Origin of the sequence: Pseudomonas sp. OG7 (assembly GCF_014192825.1) — a bacterium.
GTDB lineage: Bacteria > Pseudomonadota > Gammaproteobacteria > Pseudomonadales > Pseudomonadaceae > Aquipseudomonas > Aquipseudomonas monteilii.
This window is the reverse complement of the sequence record NZ_JACHYK010000002.1, coordinates 400,639-426,422: the sequence shown is the minus strand read 5'-3', so window position 1 is coordinate 426,422 and position 25,784 is coordinate 400,639. Positions and strand designations below refer to the sequence as shown.

The 25,784-nt window shown below is 63.1% G+C and carries 25 protein-coding genes and 1 pseudogene; 15 read left to right on the top strand and 11 right to left on the bottom strand.

Going from position 1 to position 25,784, the window contains the following annotated elements:
• Positions 1-313: 313 nt before the first annotated feature.
• Complete coding sequence (locus FHW75_RS06440; RefSeq protein WP_019097850.1) at positions 314-1,720, top strand: cytosine permease; 1,407 nt, start codon at positions 314-316, stop codon at positions 1,718-1,720.
• A 52-nt stretch (positions 1,721-1,772) separates the two neighbouring features.
• Here FHW75_RS06440 and FHW75_RS06435 read toward each other — a convergent pair whose 3' ends face one another.
• Positions 1,773-3,398 carry a methyl-accepting chemotaxis protein gene (locus FHW75_RS06435; protein ID WP_016715714.1) on the bottom strand — a complete coding sequence of 542 codons (1,626 nt, stop codon included), beginning with the start codon at positions 3,396-3,398 and terminating at the stop codon, positions 1,773-1,775.
• 232 nt (positions 3,399-3,630) lie between these two features.
• Positions 3,631-4,827 (bottom strand): NAD(P)/FAD-dependent oxidoreductase, encoded by a 1,197-nt coding sequence (locus tag FHW75_RS06430; RefSeq protein WP_183673352.1) that lies wholly within the window; start codon positions 4,825-4,827, stop codon positions 3,631-3,633.
• Positions 4,828-5,084: 257 nt separating this feature from the next.
• On the opposite strand from FHW75_RS06430, the gene FHW75_RS06425 reads away from it, so the two are divergent.
• On the top strand, positions 5,085-5,624 hold the full coding sequence (locus FHW75_RS06425; RefSeq protein WP_019097848.1) for an Rrf2 family transcriptional regulator: 540 nt from the start codon (positions 5,085-5,087) through the stop codon (positions 5,622-5,624).
• A 28-nt stretch (positions 5,625-5,652) separates the two neighbouring features.
• Here the strand turns inward: FHW75_RS06425 and FHW75_RS06420 are convergent, their stop codons facing one another.
• Complete coding sequence (locus FHW75_RS06420; protein ID WP_027609061.1) at positions 5,653-6,564, bottom strand: AraC family transcriptional regulator; 912 nt, start codon at positions 6,562-6,564, stop codon at positions 5,653-5,655.
• Positions 6,565-6,666: 102 nt separating this feature from the next.
• Here FHW75_RS06420 and FHW75_RS06415 point away from each other — a divergent pair, with 102 nt between their 5' ends.
• From FHW75_RS06415 to FHW75_RS06395, 5 genes are all read left to right on the top strand, one after another.
• On the top strand, positions 6,667-7,227 hold the full coding sequence (locus FHW75_RS06415; RefSeq protein WP_025754491.1) for a carboxymuconolactone decarboxylase family protein: 561 nt from the start codon (positions 6,667-6,669) through the stop codon (positions 7,225-7,227).
• 99 nt (positions 7,228-7,326) lie between these two features.
• Positions 7,327-8,391, top strand: a complete 1,065-nt coding sequence (locus FHW75_RS06410) for an acyl-CoA dehydrogenase family protein (RefSeq protein ID WP_019097847.1) — start codon at positions 7,327-7,329, stop codon at positions 8,389-8,391.
• Positions 8,388-9,209 carry an ABC transporter ATP-binding protein gene (locus tag FHW75_RS06405; protein WP_025754489.1) on the top strand — a complete coding sequence of 274 codons (822 nt, stop codon included), beginning with the start codon at positions 8,388-8,390 and terminating at the stop codon, positions 9,207-9,209. Before FHW75_RS06410 ends, FHW75_RS06405 begins: the two co-directional genes overlap by 4 nt.
• Positions 9,196-10,401: an ABC transporter substrate-binding protein gene (locus FHW75_RS06400; RefSeq protein ID WP_183673350.1), complete on the top strand. Its 1,206-nt coding sequence runs from the start codon at positions 9,196-9,198 to the stop codon at positions 10,399-10,401. Before FHW75_RS06405 ends, FHW75_RS06400 begins: the two co-directional genes overlap by 14 nt.
• Positions 10,401-11,156, top strand: coding sequence for an ABC transporter permease (locus FHW75_RS06395; RefSeq protein ID WP_027609059.1), 756 nt, complete (start codon positions 10,401-10,403; stop codon positions 11,154-11,156). The genes FHW75_RS06400 and FHW75_RS06395 overlap by 1 nt, the downstream gene beginning before the upstream one ends.
• A 49-nt stretch (positions 11,157-11,205) precedes the next feature.
• Here the strand turns inward: FHW75_RS06395 and FHW75_RS06390 are convergent, their stop codons facing one another.
• Together FHW75_RS06390 and argC are read right to left on the bottom strand one after the other, a co-directional pair.
• Positions 11,206-11,892 (bottom strand): GNAT family N-acetyltransferase, encoded by a 687-nt coding sequence (locus FHW75_RS06390; protein WP_016715721.1) that lies wholly within the window; start codon positions 11,890-11,892, stop codon positions 11,206-11,208.
• 80 nt (positions 11,893-11,972) lie between these two features.
• Positions 11,973-12,914, bottom strand: a complete 942-nt coding sequence (gene argC, locus FHW75_RS06385) for an N-acetyl-gamma-glutamyl-phosphate reductase (RefSeq protein ID WP_027609058.1) — start codon at positions 12,912-12,914, stop codon at positions 11,973-11,975.
• 116 nt (positions 12,915-13,030) lie between these two features.
• On the opposite strand from argC, the gene FHW75_RS06380 reads away from it, so the two are divergent.
• The 3 genes and pseudogenes from FHW75_RS06380 (at position 13,031) to FHW75_RS06370 (ending at position 14,639) form a co-directional block, all read left to right on the top strand.
• Positions 13,031-13,912: a LysR family transcriptional regulator gene (locus FHW75_RS06380; protein WP_016715723.1), complete on the top strand. Its 882-nt coding sequence runs from the start codon at positions 13,031-13,033 to the stop codon at positions 13,910-13,912.
• A gap of 75 nt (positions 13,913-13,987) precedes the next feature.
• A pseudogene (locus FHW75_RS06375) lies at positions 13,988-14,281 on the top strand (LysR substrate-binding domain-containing protein); the annotation flags it as partial.
• A 94-nt stretch (positions 14,282-14,375) separates the two neighbouring features.
• Positions 14,376-14,639 (top strand): hypothetical protein, encoded by a 264-nt coding sequence (locus FHW75_RS06370; RefSeq protein ID WP_084297140.1) that lies wholly within the window; start codon positions 14,376-14,378, stop codon positions 14,637-14,639.
• A 123-nt stretch (positions 14,640-14,762) separates the two neighbouring features.
• On the opposite strand, the gene FHW75_RS06365 is transcribed toward FHW75_RS06370, so the two are convergent.
• On the bottom strand, positions 14,763-15,413 hold the full coding sequence (locus FHW75_RS06365) for a TIGR04211 family SH3 domain-containing protein (protein WP_025754488.1): 651 nt from the start codon (positions 15,411-15,413) through the stop codon (positions 14,763-14,765).
• Between the two features lie 200 nt (positions 15,414-15,613).
• Here FHW75_RS06365 and FHW75_RS06360 point away from each other — a divergent pair, with 200 nt between their 5' ends.
• A complete protein-coding gene (locus FHW75_RS06360) occupies positions 15,614-16,093 on the top strand; it encodes a VOC family protein (RefSeq protein ID WP_019096414.1) in 480 nt (159 codons plus the stop codon).
• 262 nt (positions 16,094-16,355) lie between these two features.
• Here the strand turns inward: FHW75_RS06360 and FHW75_RS06355 are convergent, their stop codons facing one another.
• Complete coding sequence (locus tag FHW75_RS06355; protein WP_019096413.1) at positions 16,356-18,101, bottom strand: BCCT family transporter; 1,746 nt, start codon at positions 18,099-18,101, stop codon at positions 16,356-16,358.
• Positions 18,102-18,417: 316 nt separating this feature from the next.
• On the opposite strand from FHW75_RS06355, the gene FHW75_RS06350 reads away from it, so the two are divergent.
• The 4 genes from FHW75_RS06350 (at position 18,418) to FHW75_RS06335 (ending at position 20,599) form a co-directional block, all read left to right on the top strand.
• The gene (locus FHW75_RS06350) at positions 18,418-18,735 is read left to right on the top strand and encodes a hypothetical protein (RefSeq protein ID WP_019096412.1); all 318 of its coding nucleotides are present in this window, start codon (positions 18,418-18,420) and stop codon (positions 18,733-18,735) included.
• 8 nt (positions 18,736-18,743) lie between these two features.
• Positions 18,744-18,944 (top strand): DUF1289 domain-containing protein, encoded by a 201-nt coding sequence (locus tag FHW75_RS06345; RefSeq protein ID WP_025754486.1) that lies wholly within the window; start codon positions 18,744-18,746, stop codon positions 18,942-18,944.
• A gap of 51 nt (positions 18,945-18,995) precedes the next feature.
• Positions 18,996-19,637 (top strand): LysE family translocator, encoded by a 642-nt coding sequence (locus FHW75_RS06340; protein WP_019096410.1) that lies wholly within the window; start codon positions 18,996-18,998, stop codon positions 19,635-19,637.
• A gap of 173 nt (positions 19,638-19,810) precedes the next feature.
• Positions 19,811-20,599 carry an ABC transporter substrate-binding protein gene (locus FHW75_RS06335; RefSeq protein WP_019096409.1) on the top strand — a complete coding sequence of 263 codons (789 nt, stop codon included), beginning with the start codon at positions 19,811-19,813 and terminating at the stop codon, positions 20,597-20,599.
• On the opposite strand, the gene FHW75_RS06330 is transcribed toward FHW75_RS06335, so the two are convergent.
• The 4 genes from FHW75_RS06330 to FHW75_RS06315 are packed head-to-tail and all read right to left on the bottom strand — an operon-like array spanning position 20,600 to position 25,701.
• Positions 20,600-21,622 (bottom strand): XdhC family protein, encoded by a 1,023-nt coding sequence (locus FHW75_RS06330; protein WP_027609055.1) that lies wholly within the window; start codon positions 21,620-21,622, stop codon positions 20,600-20,602.
• A 12-nt stretch (positions 21,623-21,634) separates the two neighbouring features.
• Entirely contained in the window at positions 21,635-22,978 is a 1,344-nt protein-coding gene (locus FHW75_RS06325; RefSeq protein WP_025754485.1) for a cytochrome c, read from the bottom strand.
• An 18-nt stretch (positions 22,979-22,996) separates the two neighbouring features.
• On the bottom strand, positions 22,997-25,246 hold the full coding sequence (locus FHW75_RS06320) for a xanthine dehydrogenase family protein molybdopterin-binding subunit (RefSeq protein ID WP_183673348.1): 2,250 nt from the start codon (positions 25,244-25,246) through the stop codon (positions 22,997-22,999).
• Positions 25,246-25,701: a (2Fe-2S)-binding protein gene (locus FHW75_RS06315; RefSeq protein ID WP_016715736.1), complete on the bottom strand. Its 456-nt coding sequence runs from the start codon at positions 25,699-25,701 to the stop codon at positions 25,246-25,248. Before FHW75_RS06315 ends, FHW75_RS06320 begins: the two co-directional genes overlap by 1 nt.
• Positions 25,702-25,784: the final 83 nt, after the last annotated feature.

The window sequence follows — 25,784 nt, the reverse complement described above, 5'->3', positions numbered from 1 at the left end:
TGTACCTCTAAAGGGCTGCGGTGGTCCGCGGTTTTTATCATTGATGTGTCTGATGGTATACCGTAATACCTAATTTGCAAGCGGAATTTTCAAGCCTGTTGTTCCACGATGAACGGCGCAAACCCACGAATAATGTGGCCTTGAGTGGTGAGGTGGTTTGTCGCAGGCGTTTCACGAGCAGATCAGCGGCCGTTTTTTCCTGCGGATCAGTGTTGTCAAAAGTTTGGAATACCATAATATGGTCCGCAGCTGAGAGGCCGCCCTGGATGCGGTTTCCTTACAACGATAAAAACGACCTTTCGAGCTGAATCCTATGTCCCAACCGTCGTCGCAACACCCGTTTGTCGAGAATCACACGGTCGATTACGTTCCACCTGCCGAGCGCCATGGGAAGGCGCGCGACCTGTTCACCCTCTGGTTCAGTACCAATATTGCGCCACTGCCTATCGTCACCGGCGCCATGGTGGTCCAGGTGTTCCACCTCAATCTGTTATGGGGGCTGATCGCCATTGTGCTGGGCCATCTGGTCGGCGGCGTGGTCATCGCCCTGGCCTCTGCGCAGGGACCGCAGCTGGGCATTCCACAGATGGTACAGAGCCGTGGCCAGTTCGGCCGCTACGGCGCCTTGCTGATCGTGTTCTTCACCGCGCTGATTTATGTCGGCTTCTTCATTTCCAACATTGTCCTGGCGGGCAAGACCATCCATGGCATCACCCCAAGCGTGCCGATGCCGGGCGCGATCGTGATCGGTGCCCTGAGCGCCACTGCCATTGGCGTGATCGGTTATCGTTTCATTCATATTCTGAACCGTATCGGTACCTGGGTGATGGGTTCGGCACTGCTGGCCGGCTTCATCATGATGTTCGCCCAGGACCTGCCGGCCGACTTCTTCAGCCGTGGTGCATTCAACCTGTCGGGCTTCATCGCCACCGTATCGTTGGGCACGATCTGGCAGATCAGCTTCTCGCCATACACCTCCGACTACTCGCGCTACCTGCCGCGTGAAGTAGGCATTGCCCAGCCGTTCTGGGCCACGTACTTCGGCGCCACCCTGGGCACTATCCTGTGCTTCAGCTTTGGTGCGGTAGCGGTGCTGTGTGTGCCGGAAGGCACCGACGCCATGGATGCGGTGAAGCAGGCCACTGGCTGGTTGGGCCCGATCCTGATGGTGCTGTTCCTGCTCAACATCATCAGCCACAACGCCCTCAACCTGTATGGCGCGGTGTTGTCGATCGTGACTGCGATCCAGACCTTCATGGCCGAATGGACACCAAGCATCAAGGTGCGGGTGTTGCTGGCATCGGTGATTCTGGTGGGCTGCGGGATGGTTGCACTGAATGCCTCGGCGGATTTCATTGGCCACTTCATCGGCCTGATCCTGGCGCTGCTGCTGGTGCTGGTGCCGTGGGCTTCGATCAACCTGATCGACTTCTACCTGATCAAGAAGGGACAGTACGACATTGCGTCGATCTTCAGTGCCGATGGCGGTATCTATGGCCGCTTCAATCACCACGCGATCATTGCCTATGCCTGCGGGATTCTGGTGCAGCTGCCGTTTGCCAATACGTCGCTGTATGTGGGGCCGTATTCCAACATTGTCGAAGGGGCGGACTTGTCTTGGTTGTTCGGGTTGATCGTCACGGTGCCGCTGTATTACTGCCTGGCGACGCGCGGCAAGGCTGTCGAGAAGGCTGGGCGGGTTGTGAGTGTTAACGACTGATAGATGACTTTTGCTGTAAATGGGGCTGCTTTGCAGCCCCTGTTGTTTCAGGTCAAACCTTGAACTGCGCCACCATGCCGTTCAGGTCCACCGCCAGTCGCGACAGATCCTGCGCCGCCGCACTGGTCTGGTTCGCACCCGCCGACGTCTGCATCGCCAGATCACGAATGTTCACCAGGTTACGGTCCACCTCGCGTGCCACCTGCGCCTGCTCCTCCGAAGCACTGGCAATCACCAGGTTGCGCTGGTTGATCGCCGCAATCGCCTCGGCAATCACCTCCAACGCCTGGCCGGCGCCTTGTGCCACTTCCAATGTGCCCGATGCACGCCCCTGGCTGCTGTGCATCGCCGTCACCGCCCGCTCGGTACCGTTCTGGATACCGGCGATCATCTGCTCGATCTCCGCCGTCGACTGCTGGGTGCGGTGGGCGAGGGCGCGAACCTCGTCTGCCACCACCGCAAAGCCACGGCCCGCCTCGCCTGCGCGGGCTGCTTCGATAGCGGCGTTCAGCGCCAGCAGGTTGGTTTGCCCGGCAATCGCGCCAATCACATCCAGCACGCGGCTGATCTCGTTGGCATTGCTGGCCAGTTGCTCGATTTCGGCCGAGGTGCCCGTTACGTCAGCCACCAGATGCTGAATGGATGCCAGCGCCTGATTGACCCGATCGCGGCCATCGCGGGTGGTCTGGTCGGCGCCCTTGGAAGCATCGGCAGTGCTGACCGCATTGTTCGCGACCTCTTCGACGGCGGCGGTCATCTGGTTGACGGCGGTGGCCGCCTGGTCGATTTCCGCGCTCTGCTGGTGCAGGCCGCGGCTGGTGTCTTCGGTAACGGTGTGCAGCTCTTCCGAAGCCGAGGCCAGCTGGTCGGACGACGCGGCGATCTTGCGCAGGGTATCGCGCAGGCTTTCCTGCATGCGGGCCAGGGCGCGTAACAGCAAGGCTGGCTCGTCGCGCCCGGTCACGCGTATTTCCCGGGTGAGGTCACCGGTGGCCACGCGTTCGGCAACAGCCACGGCATCGGCCAGTGGTGCCACGATGCTGCGGGTAAGCACGGTGGCAATGGCGGCCAGGGCAAGCATGATGACCAGCAACGAGGCGATGATGGCGGTGAACGCTTCGTCGGCCACATCGCTGCTGCGCTGCGAGGCATCTTCGGCACCTTTGCTGTTATAGGCGAGCAGGGCGGTCATGGCCTTCATCATGGTGTCGGCGCGCTGCGTGAGGGGGCCGTTGATCTGCTGCTTGGCATCGTCCATGCGGCCTGCAGCAATGTCCTGCAGCACTTTCACCTGCAGGTCGAGGTACTGCTGGTGTGCGTCATTGAGGGTGTTGAACAGGGCGCGGTCGTCGGCCGCGATGAGGGTGTCGGCGTAGTCTTTCAACCCACCCTTGAGCTCGGCGTTGATGCCTTCGAGCAACTGCAGGTTGCGTGCGCGCTCGGCGGGGTTGTCGTCCAGTGCGGCGCGCAAGGTGATAGCCCGTGCGCGGCCGAGATTGCTGCTGATGTCACCCAGGGCTACCACGGCGGGCATCCAGGTGACACGGATCTCGTCGGTGGCCTTGTCCATCTGGCGGGTTTCATAGAGTGCGATAAGGCCCATGAACAGGACCAGGATGCCCAATAGGGCAAATACGCTGGCAGCGCGAATGCCGATCTTCATATTCCGTAACTGCATGGAATGCTCCTTGACGGTGGCGTGCGGGCCTCAGGAGCTTGGTCGTAAAGCCGGGTCACCGGTATGGCGCCAGGCTCTTGAGGCGCTGCGGATTAGTAGTGTTACCTCACCCTCTTGAATACTTTTTTGGTTTAAATGATGCCATATGGCCATCATTATTGGACAGTCCAACAATGTAACGACATAATTGACAAAACCGTCGTTTATTGACGGTTTTGTCAGGATCTTGCTGTCAAACGATCGCAATCATCGGGTCGGCAGCAGCCAAGGCCACGGCACGATCAGCCGCTGGCGGGTAGATCCATACCGAGTTGATCTGGCGCTTGAGGTCCTTGCCTTCCTGGCCTTGCAGCTTCAGTTCGCGCTCCCAGCCTTCGCTGTACGCCGCGCCCCATTCACCCAAGTCAAGGCAGGTGACGTACTTCGGTTGGCGGTATACCACCGGTGCCACCCCAAGCAGATCAGCCATGGCGTTGTTGCCGCTGTGGCGACCCATGGGAATGGCGTGCTGGCAAGTCATCAGGGCGTGGTTGCCGACTTCATCGACGGCGGCCCAGGCGGTATCACCGGTGGCGTAGATGTGCTGCTGGCCCACAACTTTCAGGTGGTCATCGACCTTCAGCCGGCCGAAGTTGTCACGCTCCCCGGCAACCTGTGCGGTCAGCGGGCTGGCGTTGACACCGACGGTCCAGATTACGGTGCTGCTGGCGATGTACTCGCCGTTGTCGAGGGTGACGCCGCCTGCATCCACAGCCACCACCGAGGTATTGGTCAGCCATTCGACGCCAGCCTGCTGCGACGCGGCGACGATCGACGGTTTGATGCCTTCGCCCAGTGCCGCGCCAATACTGGCGCCACGGTCAACCAGCAGTACTCTGACATCGTCACCCAGGACGGCACGCAGTCGGGCGGGCATTTCGGTCGCGGTTTCGATACCGGTGAAACCACCGCCACAGACCACCACGGTGTTGCGGGCAGGCGAAGCTGGCAGGGCCACCAGGCCCGTAAGGTGCTGCTCCAGGCGAACAGCCGATTCCATCTGGTCGACATCGAACGTGTGCTCGGCCAGGCCCGGGACTGCCGGGCGCGCTACCTGGCTGCCGGCGGCGAGGATCAGGCGGTCGTAGGCGATCTGATGGCGCTGGCCGTGGCTGTCGATGTAGCTGACGCTGCGTGCATCGGCATCGATGGTCTCGGCGTTGCCAGTGATGAAGCGCACACCAACGACTTCGAACAACTCACCCACAGGGGCCTTCAAGGTATGCGCGTTGGCTTCATAGAAGCGCGGACGGATACGCAGTTCTGCTTGCGGGGCGAGCACGCTGATGCTCAGGTCGTCGCGTTGGGCCTGGTCGAGCAGGCGAGCGGCGCTCAGGGCGCTCCAGACACCGGCAAAGCCGGCACCGATGATGAGGATGTTCGTTTTCATGTAGGGGCTCCGCAAGGTTCGAAGAGGGCTTCGAGGACGGGTGAGTGTCGCTCGAATAACTACGACTGTATTTGTCGTAGTTATTCCCTGCAAGTCTTTTTTCGAACACGCCGGTGCCTCGTGACGCCCAAAAAGGGAGCAACTGGCCGTGTTTAATGGTTCAGAGGGATGGGGTGAACCGAAAGGCGGCCACTGTCTGCTTTGCCCATCCAATGCGATCGGCGTATTATTTGCGACAAGATTGGTCGGAGATTGATATGTCGCTCTACAGTGCTGGCGTCGAATACGGCATCCATTGCCTGCTGTTCCTGGTGGACGAACGTGGTGATTCGCGCGAGTCCAGCGTGCGTGACCTGGCAGAGTTGCAGGGGGTGCCTCAGGAGTATCTGGCCAAAGTTTTCACCAAACTGGCCCGTGCCGGGTTGGTCGCGGCCACCGAGGGTGTTCGCGGCGGTTTTCGCCTGGCGCGGCCGTCGGACGAAATCACGGTGCTGGATATCGTCAATGCCATCGACGGGCCGAAGAAGATTTTCGACTGCCGCGAGGTGCGTGAGCGTTGCAGCCTGTTTGACGGTTCGCCACCTGGCTGGGCGACCGAGGGTACCTGTGCGATCCATGCGGTGATGCTGGGGGCGCAGAAGCGCATGGAGGAAGCGCTGGCGCAGCAGACCATTCTTGACCTGGCCCGGCGGTTCGGGCGCAAGGCGCCGGCCGAGTTCGGGCAGCAGGTGAGTAGCTGGATGGGTGAGCGGCGCGAAGGCAAAGGTGGCGGGGATATACCGGTCAGCCAGGTCTGAATGTGGTGCCTGTACAGGCGTAACGCTTTCAGCGCCCCTCATGTTGGCGCCGAAATGCCCCCGGCTGCACCCCCACCGCCTTGGCAAACGCCCGGGTAAACGCCGCCACCGACTGGTACCCCACCTGCGCCCCCACCTGCTCCACGGTATTCCCCGCCCGCAGCAACTGGCTGGCATGGCGCATACGCAGAGCCAGCAGCACCTGCCCCGGCGATTGCCCGGCCAGCTCATTGAAACGCTTGAAAAACGCCGAGCGTGACAAGCCGGTGCAGGCAGCCATGCTTTCCAGTGTCCAGGCCTGCCCCGGTTGCTCGATCAATTGCTCCAGCAAACCGGCAAACGCCGGCTGGCGGGCGAGGGCGACCAGCCCGCCCAGTGACTGCCCGGCAATTACCTGCTGGCGCAGCACGTAGAGGAACAACAGGTGCGTCAGCCGCTCCAGCAACGCCTGTGACGGCCCAGCGGCTCGCCGGCATTCTTCCAGAATCAGCTCGAACAGCGCCCGCGCCGCACTGCCAGCGGGGTCTTCGGCGCGCAGCAAGATCCAGTCAGCCAGGCCTTCGACAATCAGCGAAGACAGGCCGGACTGAAAGTGGAAGAAGCCGCAGACCAGCCCTACGCCGTCACTGGCCTCACTGTCCAGCGCCTGCATGGCCTGGCGCGGCTGGGCACAGGCATCGGCCGGGTCCTGGTCGCTGGACAAGCGATAGGCAAGGTCGCGTAACAGGAATACTGCATCGCCCTTTTCCAGGCGCACCGGTCGCGCCTCGCCGTCGATGTGCAGCCAGCAATGCCCTTGCACCACCAGGTGGAAGCTGGCTCGGCCCATGCCTTGGGTGCTGGCGTGCCAGCCACCACAGTAGCGCCCGACATGAAACAGGCTGGCATCGAGCTCCAGGCCCTCTAATAACCAATCGACAAGGTGGCTGGACGAAATCATCTAATACAAACACTCAGGAGCAAGGAAAGGCGACTGATGAATATGGAGGGTAATTCTTATAACCAACAGACTGTAGTGACCCCCATCAAAGGAGACCACTCCATGTCCTCCCGCATTACTTTACACACCCTGCAAAGCGCCCCGGAAGCAGCCCGTCCATTCCTCGAGAATGCCCAGAAAAACTCAGGCTTCATCCCTAACCTGCTGGGTGTGCTGGCCAACGCCCCGGCGGCGCTGGAAACCTACGTGACCGTTTCGGCGCTCAACGGCAAGTCCGAGCTGAGCCTGGCCGAGCGTGAAGTGGTGCAACTGATTGCCGCTACCCAGCATGGCTGCGACTTCTGTGTGGCCGGCCACACTGCTGTGGCACTGAACAAGGCCAAGCTGCCGCAGGAAGTGGTCGATGCCCTGCGTGCCCGGGGCGAACTGCCCGACGCCCGTTACGAAACCCTGGCAGCGTTTGCCCGCGAAGTGATCGCCACCCGTGGCAATGTCAGCGAGGCCACCTACCAGGCCTTCCGCGCCGCCGGCTTCAGTGAAGGCAACGCACTGGAGGTGATTCTGGGCGTGAGCCTCGCAACCCTGTGCAACTTTGCTAATGTTTTCGCCCAGACGCCGCTCAATGAAGAGCTTGGCAAATACCGTTGGCAGCCTTCTGCGTAACCCTCCCGTGATAGCGGCCTTGATGCGGTCGTTGTAGAAGCGGCCTTGTGCCGCGAATGGGCCGCAAGGCGGCCCCGGCGTTCCCAAAGGAGCAAGACCATGCAAGATTGCGCATTTCGTCACTGGCTGGATGCCAATGCCGAGGCCATCGACCGGGGCCTGTGCGAACCGCAACAGGTGCTGGCACAGATCGCCGAATCACAGCTACTGCGCATTGGTGTCGACCCGGCCTTGGGTGGCACGGGCGGGCAAGTGACCGACGCCGTCGAGGCCATCGCCGCGATTGCCAGCCGTTCGTTGGCTTCAGCCTTTGTCTGCTGGGGCCAGCGTGCCTTCATTGAATACCTGTTACACAGCCCCAACCAGCCATTGCGCGAGCGCTTGCTGCCGCGCCTGTTGACGGGCGAACTGGCGGGTGCCACCGGGCTGTCCAACGCCATGAAGTTCCTGTCCGGCATCGAAGCGCTGCAGGTGCGTGGCCGGCCGGTAGCTGATGGCTGGCACCTGGAAGGGCGTTTGCACTGGGTGACCAACCTGCGCAAGAGCGGTTTCGTGGTGGCGGCGGCCATCGAAGACGAAGCCGGCGGTACGCCGTTCGTGCTGGCCATTCCTTCCGAGGCCCAGGGCCTGACACGCTCCGATGACTTGCAACTGATGGGCCTGCAATCGAGCAACACGGCGGCGCTGGCTTTCCACCAGGTGCCGCTGGCGCGTGACTGGTTGCTGCACGAGAACGCCCGCGAGTTCCTGCCGCGGGTACGCCCGGCTTTCCTGGCATTGCAATGCGGGATGGCCATCGGCTTGGCGCGACGGGCGCTGGAAGAGGTGCAGGGGCATCTGCATGGACGTGCCTCGTTCCTCGATGAAGCCCGTCAGGTACTCAGCGAGCGCCTGGAAAACACCGTGAGCGAGCTCAAGCAGGGGTTGCTCGATGGCCGCTTCCAGCAGCAGCCAGCGGCTTTGTTCAAGTTGCGCATCACCCTGGCTGAAAGTGCCGCCGATGCCGTGCAACTGGAGTTGCAGGCCAGCGGTGGCAAGGCCTACCTCAGCGAATATGGCGAAGGCTTTGCCCGCCGCTGGCGCGAGTCGGCCTTCGTGCCGATCGTCACCCCCAGCCTGGTGCAATTGCGCGCCGAACTGCAACGCCAGGCGGGCGCCGCATGAGCCACGTGTTGCTCGAAGCTCGCGATGTCAGCCTGGGCTACCCGCGTGAGGGTGGCTGGCAGCAAGTGCTGGCGCAGTTTGACTTGCAATTGGCACCGGGCGAAGTGGTGAGCATTCTTGGCCCCAGTGGCGTCGGCAAGTCCAGCCTGCTGCGGGTGCTGGCGGGGCTGCAGCAGCCCCGCGGCGGCAGCGTGACGTTGCACGGCCAACCCTTGCAAGGGCCGCACCCACGGCTGGCGGTGGCCTTCCAGGACCCGAGCCTGCTGCCCTGGCTGAGCCTGGAGAAGAACGTCGCCTTTGGCCTGGACTTCGCCCGCCAGCCCAAGCTGGATGCTGCCGAGCGGCGCGCACGTATCGACCATGCGATTGCCGCCGTGGGCCTGGCCCACGCCCGTGGCCAGTACCCGGCGCAGTTGTCCGGCGGCATGGCCCAGCGCACGGCGCTGGCCCGTTGCCTGGCCCGCCAGCCCGAAGTGCTGTTGCTGGACGAACCGTTCGGCGCGCTGGATGAAGTGACCCGGGCCGACATGCAGCAACTGCTGCTGCAACTGATCGCCACCCACAACACGGCGGCGGTGCTGATCACCCACGATATCGACGAAGCCCTGCTGTTGTCCGACCGGGTTCTGCTACTGGGCAACCACCCAGCGCACATCCTCGGCCAATGGCACATCGACCTGCCGCAACCACGCGCGCAGCGGGTTGAAGAACTGGGTGCCTTGCGTATCGAAATCCTCAAAACCCTTCGGCGGGCAAGCCGCACCGTAGAACCTACCCCAACCCCGTTGCCCTCGGAGGCTGTCCATGTGCATGGATGACTGCTGTTCCTCTTCTTCGCGTCGCGATTTCCTCAAGCTTGGCGCCATGCTTACGGCGGCGGGTGCACTGCCATTGCTGTCGAGCCTGCAGGCGCGCGCTGCCGCCGAGCCGGACGCGCCGGTGCGCATCGGCTACCTGCCGATCACCGATGCCACGCCGTTGCTGGTGGCGCACAACAATGGCCTGTTCGAGGCCGAAGGCATCAAGGCCGAGCGCCCGGTGCTGTTGCGCAGTTGGGCACAGGTGATCGAGGCGTTCATTTCCGGCCAGGTCAACGTCATCCACTTGCTGTCGCCGATGACGGTGTGGGCGCGTTACGGCAGCAAGGTGCCGGCCAAGGTCGTGGCGTGGAACCACGTGGGCGGTTCGGGCCTGACCGTGGCTCCGGACATCACCGACATGAAACAGCTCGGTGGCAAGACCGTGGCCATCCCGTTCTGGTACTCGATCCATAACGTGGTGCTGCAGCAAATGCTCAACGACAACGGCCTGAAGCCAGTGTCGAAGCCGGCCAACGCTCAGTTGGCTGCCAACGAAGTCAACCTGCTGGTGCTGCCGCCCTCCGACATGCCGCCCGCTTTGGCCAGCAAGCGCATTGCCGGCTACATCGTCGCTGAGCCGTTCAACGCCCTGGCCGAAAACCTCAAGGTTGGCCGCGTGCAGCGTTTTACTGGCGATGTGTGGCGTAACCACGCGTGCTGCGTGGTGTTCATGCATGAGCATGATCTGAACAACCGCCCGGAGTGGTCGCAGAAGGTGGTCAACGCCATCGTCAAGGCCCAGCACTGGACCCGCGACCACCGCGCTGAAGCCGCTGCCTTGCTGTCCAAGGCCGGCCCCAACAAGTACACCCCGCATGAGCCTGCCGTGCTGACCAAGGTGCTGGCCCCGGCCGCCGAGGACCGTGCCGGCTACATTGCCAGTGGTGCCATTCGGCATCAGCAGTGGGACGAAAAGCGCATCGACTTCCAGCCGTATCCGTTCCCCAGTTACACCGAGGAACTTGTCAAACGCCTGAAAACCACCCTGATCGAAGGCGACAATGCGTTTCTTGCCGGGCTTGATCCGGCGCAGACGGCCCGCGACCTGGTCGACGACCGATTCGTGCGCAATGCCATCGCTGCGGTGGGTGGCCCGTCGGTGTTCGGCATTGCCGACAACTTCGAGCGTAGCGAGGAGTTTGCGGTCTGATGCGCACGCATGTCGTACATGCCGGCCTTGGCCTGGCCGGGTTGCTGGGTTTGTTGCTGCTGTGGTGGGCCGGTGTTGCCTTGTTCGGCCAGGCCGACGGCCTGTCGGCGCGCTTTTCTCCGGCGGCAACCTTGGCCAGCCTGTTCGAGTTGCTGGGGCAGGGTGAGGTCTACGGGCATATCTGGGTCAGCCTCAAGCGCATCCTGGTCGGGCTGTTGCTGGCACTGCTCATCGGCGTGCCGCTGGGTTTGCTGGTCGGCAGTTACCGGCACCTGGAGGCGGCAACCACCCCGGCGTTCCAGTTCCTGCGCATGATCTCGCCGCTGTCGTGGATGCCGGTGGTGGTGATGCTGATGGGGGTGGGCGACCAGCCTATCTACTTCTTGCTGGCGTTCGCCGCGTTGTGGCCGATTTTGCTGAACACGGCGGCCGGGGTCAGGCAGCTGGACCCACGCTGGTTGCAACTGAGCCGCAGCCTGAGTGCCACGCGTTGGGAGACGTTGTGCAAGGTGATCGTGCCGGGGGTGATTGGCCACGTGCTGACCGGTGTGCGGCTGGCCATTGGCATTTTGTGGATCGTGCTGGTGCCGTGCGAAATGCTCGGGGTGAGTGCGGGGTTGGGGTATTTCATTCTCGATACCCGCGACCGGCTGGCGTATTCCGAGCTGATGGCGATGGTGCTGCTGATTGGTGTGCTGGGGTTTGTGCTGGATGCCTTGGCGCGAGGGCTGCATCGGCGATGGGTGCATGACTGAGGGGCCAGTGGGGCCTTTTCGCGGGTAAACCCGCGAAGAGGCCCTGGGATCAATGCACAGTCTTGCGCTGTCGCACACATTCTTGGGCTTGAACGGTCAATTCATCCAGCCGCTCGTCCCGCATCTGTTCGGCTTCGATCATCGCATCCTCACCCTGTTGGTTAAGCAGGTAGGTATGAATCTGCAGCACTTCTGCCGTCTGATAAATCGGCGCAATGTCCAACCGCCCGATCAGCGCGCCACTGGCCTGCCCGGTACTGCTCATCAGTACCTGCGGCCCATTGGCGGCTACAACTTGCATGCCCATCGCCTCGAACCAAGGCACCTGATTGGCAAAGGCATTCAGTTCCACACAGGCATGGCGCGCCTGCAGGTCGCCCAGCAAGGCCCGTGCGATGCCCTGGCGGCGATGGCTGGCGTTTACGGCCAGGAATGCAAGCGCACATGACTGGTCATCATCCTTGGCCGGCAGCGACAGGGCAAAGCCCAGCAACTGGTCCGGCGCTTCGGCATCCAGCGCCAGGGTCAGCGCCACGGCCAGGCCGCGGGTGCCGTCCAGCGCTTGCAGGTACTGGTGCACTTCCATACCAACGCCGTACTGGTACAGCGGGTACAGCGGGTTGTCGGCGGTGATGGCAACACTGCTCAATTCACCGACATTGTGGATCACCAGTTCGCGGATCTGGTTCTGGAAAGATTCGGGCGGCACGCTGTCGAGGCGGCTCAGGATGAACATCGGGGGGCAGGCTCCGGCGGGTAGGAATACAGCCCACGCCGTGTAGGCGCGGGTTGTACAGTTTAACCGGTTTTGCCCCATCAGCCTTGTGCCTGTAGTGCACCGAGCATCAGGTCGAGGTTTTGCACCGCAGCACCCGAGGCACCTTTGCCCAGGTTATCGAACACCGCAGTGAGCAACACCTGCCCATGTTCGGGGTTGGCGTACAGTGCCAGGCGCAGGTCGTTGCTGTCGTTCAATGCTTCGGGGTCAAGGTTGGCTGCTACGCCTTGTTGGTGCAGCGGCATCACCTGCACGTGGCGGGCCCCCTGGTAGTGCTGCTCCAGGCAGGCCTGCAGCTGATCGGCGCTGACCTGGCCGGGTAGCAGGCGCAGTTGCAGCGGGATGCTCAACACGATGCCCTGGCGGTAGGCCCCATAGCCGGGCATGAACACCGGCCGTGCCGACAGCCCGGCGTGCAGCTGAATTTCGGGTACGTGCTTGTGTGCCAGTTCCAGCCCATACAGTTGCAGGGTCGGTGCCTTTTCGGTACTGGGGTGTTCGTGGCGCTGGACCGCCGCACGGCCACCGCCGGAGTAGCCGGAAATGGCATGGATGCCCAGCGGGTAGTCGGCGGGTAATAACCCGGCCTTGACCAGCGGGCGCAGCAGGGCAATGGCGCCAGTAGGGTAACAGCCTGGGTTGCTGACGCGTTTGCTTAGGGCGATGCGCTCGGCTTGCTGCTCGTCGAGTTCTGGCAGGCCATAGACCCAGCCCGGTGTGGTGCGATGCGCCGAGCTGGCGTCGATCACCCGCACCTGCGGGTTATCGATCGCCGCCACGGCCTCACGGGCGGCGTCGTCGGGCAGGCACAACAGGGCGATGTCAGCGCTGTTGATGGCCTCGCGGCGGCGTTGCGGGTTTTTGCGTTCGGCTTCGGGGAGGGTGAGCAGGCGCAGGTCGCTGCGGCCTTGCAGGCGTGCATGGATCTGCAGGCCGGTGGTGCCTTGGTCGCCGTCGATGAAAACAACAGGGGTGTGCATGGTCAGGGTCCGGTAGGGTTGGGATGACCTATGCTCGCCTGTGGCTGAGTTAATGGAAATTTGAATATCATGATGCTGATGTTCATGTTTCATGAATGAAAAGGCCAGCACAGACCATGCGTGAAATCAGCCTCGACCGCCTGCGCACGCTGGTGGTCATCAGCGACCTGGGCTCCTTCGCCGAGGCCGCTCGCCAGCTCAACCTGGCACCGCCCACCATCAGCCTGCATGTGGCTGAACTGGAGTCACGTATCGGTGCCCCGTTACTTAGCCGTGCCCGCGGGCAGGTGCGTCCTACTGCCATTGGCGAAACACTGCTGGCCCGCGCCCGGCGCTTGCTGGCCGACGCTGACCTGGCGCTGGACGAAGTACGCCGACAGGTCGAGGGGCTGACCGGTCGGGTACGCCTGGGCGCCTCCACCGGTGCCATCGCTCACTTGTTGCCACAGGCGCTGGAGCACCTGCGCGTGGAGCACCCGGGGATCGACGTGCAGGTCCAGGTGCTGACGTCCCAGGCATCGCTGGCGCGTTTGCGTGAAGGCGCGCTGGATATCGGCCTTGTGGCCTTGCCGCAAGTCGCTGGCAAAGGGCTGACAGTGACGCCCTGGCGGCGCGATCCGATCCTGGCCTACGTGCCGGTCGACTGGCAGCCACCGGCCAGGGTTACCCCGGCCTGGCTGGCGCAAAGGGCGTTGATCCTCAATGACAGCAGCACCCAGCTCTCGCGAGTGACAGGGGAGTGGTTTGCGGCAGCGGGGTTGTACCCAGAGCCTCGGATCGAGCTGAATTACAACGATGCGATCAAGAGCCTGGTCGGCGCCGGGTACGGGGCGACGTTATTGCCGCAGGAGGGCGAGGCGGCCGAGCTGGACCGGCGTATTGCACGTCGGCCACTGCGGCCTGGGTTGTGGAGGCAGTTGGGTATCGCTTGCCGGGAAGGCCAGGTTGAGCGGGCAACGGCGTATGTGTTGCAGGCATTGGAGCGGTTGCGGCAGTAGCGATTACCGGCTTTACCCTCGCTCTCGTGCCCGCACCACGGTCACCGTCTCGCCACCCACTCCCCAGTTATCGGGAGTTTTCGCCAGGATGGCCGCCACATCGAGATCGAAACCCAAGGCGCATTCACCTGCCTGGGCGACTTCCTTGCCACGGCAACGCTGGTACGCCATGGCGGCGGCTTGATGCAGGCTTACCGCTTTACCGTGCAGGACGCATTGGCCAGCGGCGAGTTGGTGGAGGTGCTTGCTGAGTTTGGCGGGACGACACGGCCGTTCATGTTGATCTACCCGCACGGCCCGCACATGCCGTTGCGGGTCCGGGTGTTCATTGATTTTCTGTTTGCCGAAGGTGCACGGCCCCAGGGCTGAGCCGAAGCGCCGGGGCGTAAGCCCGACTATGCTGTTTGCTGCGTCGAGCCAATGTCATCTCGATGACCCTTCCGGTTTCCCAGGAGAACACTCCATGAAATCCATCGTACTGCTGGTGATTGCTTCTGTGTTGAGTTTTGCCGCCCATGCCGACCCGGCGAGCAACTGTGCAGCCAAGGTCAAGGAGCTTGAGGATTTCCACAAGGCCAGTGGCCAAGCGATGCACAGCGGCATGGCCCATGATTTCAAAGTCCACATGCAAAATGCCAAGGATGCTCAGAGCAAGGGTGACTATACCCAGTGCCAGGCCTCGGCGGACCAGGCCAAGACCATCTACAACAAGGCACGTAGCAAATAAGCCTTCGCGGGCCTCATCGCGGGTAAACCCGCTCCTACAGGTACATCACCGGCCTCGAACCTGTTGAAAATCCTGTGGGAGCGGGCGAGCCCGCGAAGAAGCCAGTGCAGGATGGCCCCACTGTCAGAACCAGCGATCGTTCTTCTTCCGCCCCCGGGTCAGCGCCGGCAGGATCAACCCCGCCAGCAACCCCGCCCCGGCAATGCTGCCGCCATACACCATGTAGCGCATCATCACCTGTTTGTTCTCGTCACCCAGGCGTGCCTGGGTATCGCGCAGGTCCGACTGGCTCTGGTCAAGCTGCTCGCTCAGTGCCTTGTTGCGCGCCTCCAGTTCGTCGTTCAGCTTCTTGCGTGAATCCAGGGTTTCCTGCATGCCCTGCACGCGGCTTTTCCAGCTGTCGTCGATGGTCTTCAACTGCCCGGTCAGTTCCGCAACCTGGGCCTCGAGCTGCGGCAGGCGCTCGTTCTGCCCCGGCACGGCCTGCAGGTCGTTGCTGAGGATCCACACCACGTCGCCGTTCTGCCCGCGCACCTGGCTGTAGTTGCCCTGGCTGCCGATCAGGGTCAGCTTCTGCCCGGATTTGAGGGTGCCGACGATGCGGTGCCCATCGGTCGGGCCACTACGCACGTAGGTGCTCAGGCTGTCGCTGACCCAGCGTGCATCACTGGCGGGCTCTTCGGCGTACGCCGGTACGGCGAGGGCCACCAGAGCGGCAATCAGGCCGCCGCGCAGGGCAGGGAGGGCGGAAGCGGTTGGGCGGAAATCGGGCATGTTCGGTCTTCGCTGAAACAGGACAAAAGTAGGCCCGGTGACTGGGCCGATGAACCGGTCGGTGAGTTGACCGTCAGCGAAAGACCGTTTTTTTGTAAGCAGGTTCACTACCTGATATCGGAAATGTCTGCAGGATGTTGCAGGAGCTTTATCGGAGCTAGCGCTAGAATGAAAGGTTGACACCTTCATGGAGCAAGACCATGACTGCCAAGAACACCGTCTGCCTCTGGTTCGACAACGATGCCGAGGAGGCTGCCAACTTTTACGCCAGCGTATTCCCGGACAGTAAAGTGATTGCCCTGCACAAGGCGCCAAGTGACTATCCTTCGGGCAAGGAGGGCGATGTCATCACGGTCGAATTCACCGTCATGGGCATACCCTGCGTGGGGCTCAATGGCGGCAAGGCCTTTACGCATTGCGAGGCGTTTTCGTTCCAGGTCAGTACCGAAGACCAGGCCGAAACCGACCGCTTGTGGGATGCCATTGTCGGTAATGGCGGGGAGGCCAGCGTCTGCGGCTGGTGCAAGGACAAATGGGGGATTTCCTGGCAGATCACCCCTCGTATCCTGATCGAAGCCATCGGCCATCCCGACCGCGCCGCAGCCAAACGGGCGTTCGAGGCCATGATGCAGATGGGCAAGATCGATGTGGCAAAAATTGCGGCGGCATTGAAGGGGTGATGCCGGTCTATGCGCTCTGGTTATCGTTTTGTCCTGGAAAACATCGCTTATCGAGGCGTGCCGCCGTTCCTGAGCTCAGGTGGCGGCACCGATTCATCCGCTGCTTTCGTGGACGAGATCGACCGCCTGCTGGGCCTGGAACTGGGTGCCCGTGCATTCCAGGCGCGCTACCGGGGCGTGGCATTGGAGCACACACCCTTGGAGTTCCGCATGCTGGCAGCGTTGGGACCGCGCAGCAGCCCCGGTTTACAGGCCGGCCCGGTCAGCTACCGGTCACTTCGGCTTCTGCCGCGACCTTCACTGAGGCCTTCTTCTCCTGCACCACGATGTAGAACTCCTCGCCATGCTTCACCGCGCCATACAGCACGGCCTTCTCGATCAGCTCGTTACCGCGCAGGTGGCGCAGCATCATCGGGTCTTTGCGCAGGTCGCGGTACAGGGCCAGGCACAGCAGCACCATCACCACCACAAAGGGCAGGGCCACGACGATGGTCAGGTTCTGCAACCCCGTCAGCGCCTCGCCGGGGGCCCGTGGGTCGCCAATCGCCAGCATGATCGCCGCCACGGTACCGGTCAGCGCGCCCCAGAAAATCACCGTGCGCCGCGAGGGCGCTGTGGTGCCGTGTTCCGACAGTGTGCCCATCACCAGCGAGGCGGCATCGGCACCGGAAACGAAGAAGATGCCCACCAGGATCATTACCAGCACCGAGGTCGCTGAAGCCAGCGGATAGCTGTCCAGCAACTGGTACAGCGCGTGGTTGCTGTTGACTGCGCCATTGGCCAGCTGGAATGCGCCTTCGCGCACGGCATCGATGGCCGCACCGCCAAAAATGGTGAACCACACCAGGCTCACCAGGCTGGGCACCAGCAGTACACCCGTAACGAACTGGCGGATAGTGCGGCCGCGGCTGATGCGGGCGATGAACATGCCCACGAACGGTGTCCAGGAAATCCACCAAGCCCAGTAGAACACGGTCCAGCCGGCCAGCCAGCTGTTCATCTGCTCACCGCCGCTGGCGTTGGTACGGGCCATCATTTCCGGCAGCATCTTGATGTAGATGCCGAGCGAGGTCGGCAGCAGGTTGAGCATCAGCAACGTCGGGCCGACAATGAACACGAACACTGCCAGCACCAGCGCCAGCACCATGTTGGTGTTGGACAACCACTGGATGCCCTTGCCGATGCCCGACACCGCCGAGGTGACGAAGGCAATGGTCAGCAGGGTGATGATCGAGATGTAGAACAGCTTGCCGGGGCTCTCGATCCAGCCGTTGTACTCCAGGCCGCCGGCAATCTGCAGGGCCCCAAGGCCCAATGAGGCCGCCGAGCCGAACAGCGTGGCGAAAATAGCCATCATGTCGATCATGCGCCCTAGCGGGCCGTTGGCGTGCTTGCCGATCAACGGCCGGAAGGCCGCGGAAATCAGCTGTGAGCGGCCACGGCGGAAGGTGCCATAGGCAATCACCAGACCGACGATGGCGTACATGGCCCAAGGGTGCAGGGTCCAGTGGAACAAGGTGGTGGCCATGGCCACCTGCATCGCTTCACTTGTCTGCCCGGTGGCCGAGCCGGGCGGCGGCGACACATAGTGCGACAGCGGCTCGGCCACGCCGAAGAACATCAGGCCGATGCCCATGCCGGCGCTGAACATCATGGCCACCCAGGACACCGTACGGAATTCTGGCTGCTCGCCATCACGCCCCAGTGGCACCCGGCCATAACGGCTGGCGGCCAGCCACAGCACGAACACCACGAACAAGGTGGATGTGAGCACGAAGAACCAGCCGAAGTTGAGAATGACCCAGGACTGCGCGCTGGAAGCGCTGCTGGCGAGGCTGGCCTGGTTGAGGAAGCCCCAGAGCACGAACGCGATTGCCAGGAGGCTGGTGAAACCAAACACGACGCCGTCGAGTTTGCCCTCGAAATGCCGGTCCTGGCGGGCCTCTGCGGTTTTCGAGGGGTCCGTCACGCCGAGGTCGAGCGTTTCGGTGATGTGTTCCTTTGCCATGAATGATGAGGCCCCTTTGTGGCTTACCTGCATGCACAGGCTTGTTGTTGTGTGGGCTACCGAGTTCGATGACGGCCTCGGCGGGGTGGAATGCTGGCGCGATTATCCTGCGCGGGAAAAGGCGCCCCCTGTCCCGATAACGCCCTGGGGCGTCCATTGCGCGACTTGGCAAATACTTTTAGTTCTGGGGGCAATAGCCCTTTCTGCCTCGGGTTCTGGTACCCTGATGGGCATTACCCGGGCCCGCTCATCCGAGCACCGTAGAAGCGCTGCTGCTTGCGGGCCTGGCCGTACCAGGAAACGGAGATTCGTCAAAATGGCCACTGATCGTGTGAGCCTGATTCATTTCGATAAATTGAGCATGAGCCCTGCCGCTGCCGATCGGTTCCAGAAAGCCCTCGACGCGCTGGCAGCGCTCAAGCTGCAGGACCGTTACGTGTACCTCATCGCTCCTTATCTGGGTGATATCGCTGACGCGTCTGACGCCGAGCAACTGGACACCGCCTTGGGCCAGTGCATCCAGGTGGTTGATGAGCTGCTGGCTGCCAGGTCGGTGAGCAAGGTCAAGGCCGAGGAAGTGCGCCAGGTGTTTCACAGCGCTGCCGAGCGTGCGCGGGCAGAACTGCCTGGCTGAGTGGTGGGATGGCCAAAGACATCGAAAACCCCTGCGTTTCGTTATGCCAGCTCAACAGCGAGCTGTGCGTGAGCTGCGGCCGCACCCGTGACGAAATCCGCAAGTGGCGGGGCATGAAACGGCCGGAAAAGATGGCCACCGTGCAACGCGCGGCAACGCGGATGAAGGCTATCGTCAAGAAGGCAGCCAAGCGGCAGAATACCGACTGAACCCTCGCGCCCTGTACAGGGCCTTTCCTGATTTGCCTGAAGAGCCTGAAAATGGATGTTCACTCGCTGTTAGCGTTTACCCTGGTTGCCGCCATCGCGATCGCCAGTCCCGGCCCGGCCACACTCATGGCCATCAACAACAGCCTGGCCCATGGCCAGCGCAGCACGATCTGGTCGTCGCTGGGCAATGGCTCGGGCCTGTTCTGCCTGTCGGCAGCCGCCATGCTGGGCCTGGGCGCCCTGCTGGCCAGTTCTGAAGTGCTGTTCAATGCCGTGAAAATCCTGGGGGCGGGCTATCTGTTCTACCTGGGGGTGCGGCAGTTGCTGAAAAAAGGCCCGATGCTGGCGCAGGCTACTGCCGAGGGGGCGGCCAAGGTTCGCCCCTCGCCGCTGAAGCTCTACAAGTCGGCGTTCCTTACCGCAGTGACCAACCCCAAGGCGACCATGTTCTTCACGGCGCTGTTCCCGCAGTTCATCGACCAAGGGGCCGCACTGTTGCCGCAATTCCTGGCCTTGACCGGTATTTTCGTGGCGTTGTCGCTGGTTTCGCTGAGCTTGTATGCCGCGCTGGCTGCACGGGCGAAAGGCGTGCTGACCCGGCCGTCACTGTCGCGCTGGGTGAGCCGGGTGGTGGGCACTACCTTTATCGGGTTTGGTGCGGCGATCCTGGCGATGCGTCGTCAGGGCGCCTGAGTGCCAGAGAGGGTAATCGACGGCTCGTTCACCGTTAGCCGACCATCTACTTTTCGCACAGGGGCCAGACTGTCTGCAGCCCGCACAGATGAATGCTGCAGTTGATCACAGGATGTGGCAGCCTTTGGCCACCACGCCGGGTCACCGGATGTAACTTGTGCCGAGGGTTGTAGATGATCGAGCGTTGTTTTCGCCACGGCTTGCTCCTGTTGTCGTGCCTGCTGCTGCCGTTGGCTGCGGTAGCTCAAGAGCCTTGCCGGCGGTTGACCGCCACCGGCAACCCGGAGTACCCCCCGTACCTGTGGCGCGACCCGCAAAACCCCCAGCAACTGATCGGTGCCAACGCTGACCTGCTCAAGTACCTGGGCAAGCAGTTGGGGCTGGAGATCGAGGTGGTTTACGTCGGGCCGTGGTCGCGCGCCCAGGAAGAGGTGCGCACCGGCCGGATCGACTTGATGGCCGGGTACTTCATGACCCAGGCCCGGCAGCAACAGATGGACTTCATCACCCCGCCATTTCTGCACACGCCCAGCGTGGTCTGGGTTCGCCAGGACAATGCCTTTGCCTACCACCAATGGGCAGACCTGAAAGGTCGCAAAGGCGGGACCTTGGTCAACAACAGTCACGGTCAGCAGTTCGACGACTTTGCCAGGGCCAACCTCATCCTCGAAGCAGTACCCAGCGCCAGGCAGGCATTCGAAAAACTCATGCACAAACGCAGCGACTATGTCGTGTACGAGCAGTACCCCGGCATGGCGCTGGCGCGCACCTTGGGTATTGCCAGCACTGTGCAGGTGCTGGAACCGCCAATCTCCAGCGAAGGGCTGTACCTGGCGCTTTCGCATGATTCGCCCTGCAATCGGCCGCATTTGCGTGAAGCGCTGGCGCGGCAAATGGAAAAGATCGTGGCCGGGGCGTTGCCGCAGCAGTTGTTGCAGCAGAACCTGAAGCGGTGGCAGTAATCAGCGAGGAAGGTGCGCGGCCTCCCGTGCGTGCTTGGCCCGGGTCACGTTGACCGCGCCAGGCAGGGTGACGTCGTTCTTCGCCGCGAGGATTTCGGCCATGACGCTGACGGCGATCTCGGCCGGTGTCTTGCTGCCGATGTAGATGCCAATCGGGCCATGCAAGCGTTGCAGCGACGCCTCGCTTTCGCCGAAGTGCTCGATCAGGCGTTCACGGCGCAGTTGGCTGTTGCGCCGCGAGCCGATGGCGCCAATGTAGAACGCCGGGCTGTGCAAGGCTTCGAGCAGGGCCAGATCATCCAGTTTGGGGTCGTGGCTGACGGCGACGATGGCGCTGCGCAGGTCCGGCGCGAAGGCGCGGACTACGTCGTCGGGCATGCCGGCCAGCAGGTTGACGCCGGGCACGCTCCAGCCTGCTGTGTACTCAGGGCGTGGGTCGCACAGCGAAACGTTGAAACCATTGAACAGGGCCATGGTGGCCAAGTACTCGGCCAGTGCGCCACCACCGATCAGCAGTAAACGATAGCCCGGCCCAAGGGTGCTGAGCATGTGTTGGCCATCGAAGCTGAACAGGTCAGGCGTGCTGGTGGGGGTAAGGCTGATATCACCGTTGTGCAGGTTGAGCCCGCGGCGGACCAGGCTGCCCTTATCGAGGCAGGCCAGCAGTCGTTCGAGGTGCTGCAGCGGCGGTGCGAACTCCAGCACAAGCTCCAGTGTGCCGCCACAGGGCAGGCCGAAACGGTGTGCTTCATCGGCGCTGACGCCGTAACGCACCACTTGAGGCAGGCCGTTGGGCATGCCGGGGCCGCTGTAGGCGGTGGTGTAACGGTGAATGAGGTCATCCTCGATACAGCCACCGGAGACACTGCCGACCACCCGGCCGTCACTGCGCAAGGCCATCATCGAGCCCACCGGGCGCGGGGAGGAGCCCCAGGTGCGGGCGACCGTGGCCAGCAGGACGCGGTGCCCGGCGGTGAGCCAGTCTCGGGTGGTGCGCAGCACCAGCAGGTCGATGCTTTCCATGGAGGCTCCCGTTCAGCGCATATGCAAAATGATCGGGCTACTGCTGGCCGGGTCGGTATGCCCACGCAACGTGCCCACCGCCTGTGCATTCACGACACCGCCCTGGTTTCCCCAGGCCGTGCGCACGAAGCTCAGCACATCGGCAATCTCCTGGTCATTCAGTTGCTCTCGGAACGCCGGCATGCGGTAGGCATCAGGCAACCCCGCCGTCACCACCCGCTGCGAACCGTTCAGGGTAATGTTGATCGCCGAAGCGTCTTCTTTCGCCAGCGCCGAGGTTGCCCCCGCCAAAGGCGGCATCCATTGGTCCTGGCCCTTGCCCTCCAGCCCGTGGCACGAGGCGCAGCGAGTCACGTAGGTATGTGCGCCCGGGCTGTTGAGCTGTGTTGCTGCCGACTCGGCCACGTACTGCCACGGCGCCCCATCGCGCTGCGGGTCGCCGGGAAGCGATTTGAGGTAGTGGGCGATGGCCCTCAGGTCATCGTCGCTCATGAACTGCGTGGAGTTGTTGAACGCCTCGGTCATCGAGCCGAATACGACGGCATGGCGGTTGCGGCCGGTTTTGAGAAACTGCGCAATCTCGTCTTCGCTCCAGCGCCCCAGCCCTGTGTTGTGGTCGGCACGCAGGCTCGGTGCGTACCAGCCATCGAGCAGGGCGCCCGCCAGGAATGGTTTGCCGCTGTCATCCAGCGCCTTTTCGTTGAAGGCCAGGCCACGGGGCGTGTGGCAACTGCCACAGTGACCAGGGCCCTGAACGATATAGGCACCCCGGTTCCACAGCGCATCCTGCCCGGCCTTGTCGGCGTAAGGCGTGGTGGCGGCGAACAGGCCGTTCCACAGGGCAATGGGCCAGCGCAGGTTCAGTGGCCAGGGGATGTCGCTGGCCAGGTTGGCCTGCCGGGCCGGTTGCACGCCGTGCATGAAAAATGCGTACAGCGCCTTTACATCGTCGTCACTGAGCTTGGCGTAGGACGGGTAGGGCATGGCCGGGTACAGCCTCCGGCCGCCGGGCGCGACACCCTGACGCACGGCGCGGTCGAAGTCGGCGAGGCTGTAGCTGCCGATACCGTTGTCGCGATCAGGGGTAATGTTGGTGGCGTGAATAGCCCCCAGCGGGGTGGCCATTTCCAGCCCGCCTGCGAACGGTTTGCCGTCCGGCAGGCTGTGGCAAGCCACGCAGTCGCTGAGCCGGGCCACGTACTCGCCACGGCTGACCAGCGCCGGGTCGGCGGCAATGGCCTGTGCATCGACGAACGGCGAGGCAGGCTCGCGGGTGACATACCAGGCCATCAGGCCTGCCGCGACCAGGCACGGCAGTGCCAGCCAGCCAGCGGTTCTTGCGAAGCGATGGGTCATGGGGCGATCCTTGTGCGGTCAGCTGAAGGTATGGCGGCTCAACGGCAGGCTGCGCACGCGCTGGCCAGTCAGTTGCGCGACGGCGTTGGCCACCGCCGGGGCTACGGCCGGCAACGGAGGCTCGCCAATGCCGCCCATCTTCGCCCCGCTTTCGACAATGCGCACATGCACCCGGGCCATGCGTGAAGGCGGCAGGATCGGGTACAGGTCATAGTTGCGCGCTCGTGGTTTGCCGTCCACGTATACCGCCTCTTCCACCAGCGTCTGCGACAGGCCCAAGGCGACGGCGCCGTTCACCTGATGCTCGATGATCGCCGGGTTGACGATGCTGCCCGGGTCGATGGCTTGCCAGATGTCGTGCACCTTCACCTGGCCGTTCTCGATCGACACCTCGGCGATGACTGCTGCCTCCGAGCCGAATGGCGAGGCCATGGCCACGCCGCGTGCCCGCTTGCTGCCATCCTCGGCGGTGAACGGGCCGCGCTTCCAGCCACCGGACAGGTCGGCGACCGCGTTCAGCAGATTGGTCAGGCGCGGGTTGTCGCGCAGCAGGTGCAGGCGCAGTTCGAACGGGTCCTTGCCGCCTTTGTCGGCCAGTTCGTCGAGGAACGACTCGTAGAAAAAGTCGTTCAGTGAGTTGCCCACCGAGCGCCAGTAGCCGAGCATGGCCGGGCCTTTTACGTAGATCTGCGCGATGCGCTTGTTGGCGATGGCGTAGGCCTTGCCCGACAGCCCTTCAAGTGCGGTCGGGTCGATCTTTTCACCTTGTTTGCCGGCCAGGGCCTCGGTCGGGCCTTCGGTGGCGCTTACCGCTTCGAGGGCCACTGGCATGCCGTCGGCATCCAGGCCGGCGCGGAACTTCACCACGGCGACCGGGCGTAGCACATCACGCAGGAATTCCTCTTCGCGGCTCCAGATAAGCTTCACCGGCCGCCCGACCGCCTTGGCCAGTTCGATGGCCTGCGGGTAGGGGTTGGCCGAGTCGTACAGGAAGTGGCGGCCAAAGAAGCCGCCCAGCAATGGCGAATGCAGGTTGATCTGCGCAGCCTCCAGGCCTGTACGTTTGGCAATGTCGTCGCGGAACATGTCCGGTGCCTGGTTGGGCAGCCACACGTCCAGGGTGCCGTCCGCGTTGAAGCGGGCGAGGGCAGAGGGCGGTTCCAGCTGGGCATGGTTCAGGTACTGGTTGTGGTAGCTGGCCTCTACCTTGGTCTTGGCGTTGCTCAAGGCACCCGTGATATCACCCTCGTTCTCTTCATCACGTGCCGGGCCCTCGACCGTGGCCAGGTGCTCGCGCCAGCCATCGCTGGAGAAGTCTGCTGGCATCGCCCGCACCTTGGTGTCGGCGGTCGCCTCTTGCCAGTCCACCTGGATAGCCTCCACCGCGCGTTTGGCATGCCACCAGCGTTCGGCGACCACGGCGACAGCGCCCGGTAACTGATGCACGGAATGCACGCCCTTCATGGCCTTGACCTGCTCTTCGTTGCGCAGGCTGCCCACGGTCATGCCCAGGCGTGGCGCGTGCTGCACGGCGGCGTGGAGCATGCCGTCGACCTTGATGTCGATGCAGTACTGCGCCTTGCCGGTGGACTTGTCGTAGGCATCCAGGCGACGCACTGGCTTGCCGATCCAGCGAAACTGGCTGGGGTCGCGCAATTTGACGCTGTCCGGGGCGGGTACTGGCAGGTCCATGGCGCGGCCGGCAAGTTCGCCATAAGGTACTGAGCGCCCGCTCATGGTATGTACTACGTTACCCGGTGTGGTAGAGAGCTCCTCGACCGGCACGCCGAGCTGTTCGGCGCCCGCCTGCAGCAGCATGGCCCGGGCGAGGGCACCCAGGCGGCGCATGGTCGGGTAGCTCATGCGCACCGACATGCTGCCGCCAGTGATGCGCATACCGTTTTCCATGACGACATAGGCTTCGCCCGGTGGCGCGCTGTCGACCACGAAATGGGCAGGGTCGACATCCAGCTCTTCACCTACGATCTGCGCCATGGCGGTGAAGGGCCCTTGCCCGCCCTCCATGAAGGGGCTGAGCAGGCGCACCGTGCCATCCGGGCGAATTTCCAGAAACGCGGGCACTTGGGTGCCGCGTTGCGGGGCGGCTGCAATCGCCGCCTGCACGCGTGCTGGCCCCTTTGGCAGGCCGAAGCCCAGCACCAGGGCACCGACGGCCGTGCCGGCAAGAAAGCGCCGACGCGACAGGTTGACGGTTTCGCCCATTTGCAGCTTGAGCAGTTCGGCCGGTGTATCGACGGGCGTGTTCATCAGGCCTGCTCCCCTTGGGCCAGTGCATTCACGGCAGTATGGATGGCGTTGTAAGTGCCGCAGCGGCACAGGTTGACCATGGCCGCGTCGATCTGCGCGTCACTGGGCTTAGGGGTGTGCTTGAGCAGCGCCGTGGCCGCCATCACCTGGCCGGACTGGCAGTAGCCGCACTGGGCCACCTGGTGCTCGACCCAGGCCGCGACCACCCGTTTGCCGACGGCATCGGCTTCGATTGCCTCGATGGTGGTCACCTCGCGCCCGACCACACCGGCCACCGGGGTGACACAGGCGCGCACCACGTTGCCGTCCACCAGCACCGAACAGGCGCCGCACTGGGCCAGGCCACAGCCATACTTGGTGCCGGTCAGCCCCAGGTCGTCGCGGATCACCCACAGCAGGGGCGTGTCGGCGTCCACCTCGACCTGGTAGGTCTTCTGGTTGATGCGTAGTTCCATGGTTCACCTGCCAATCATCGGTTGCTATCGCTGTGTTTTTTCTGGGCGGGGAATACGTTGTTCCCCAGAGAAGAAACGCTAGC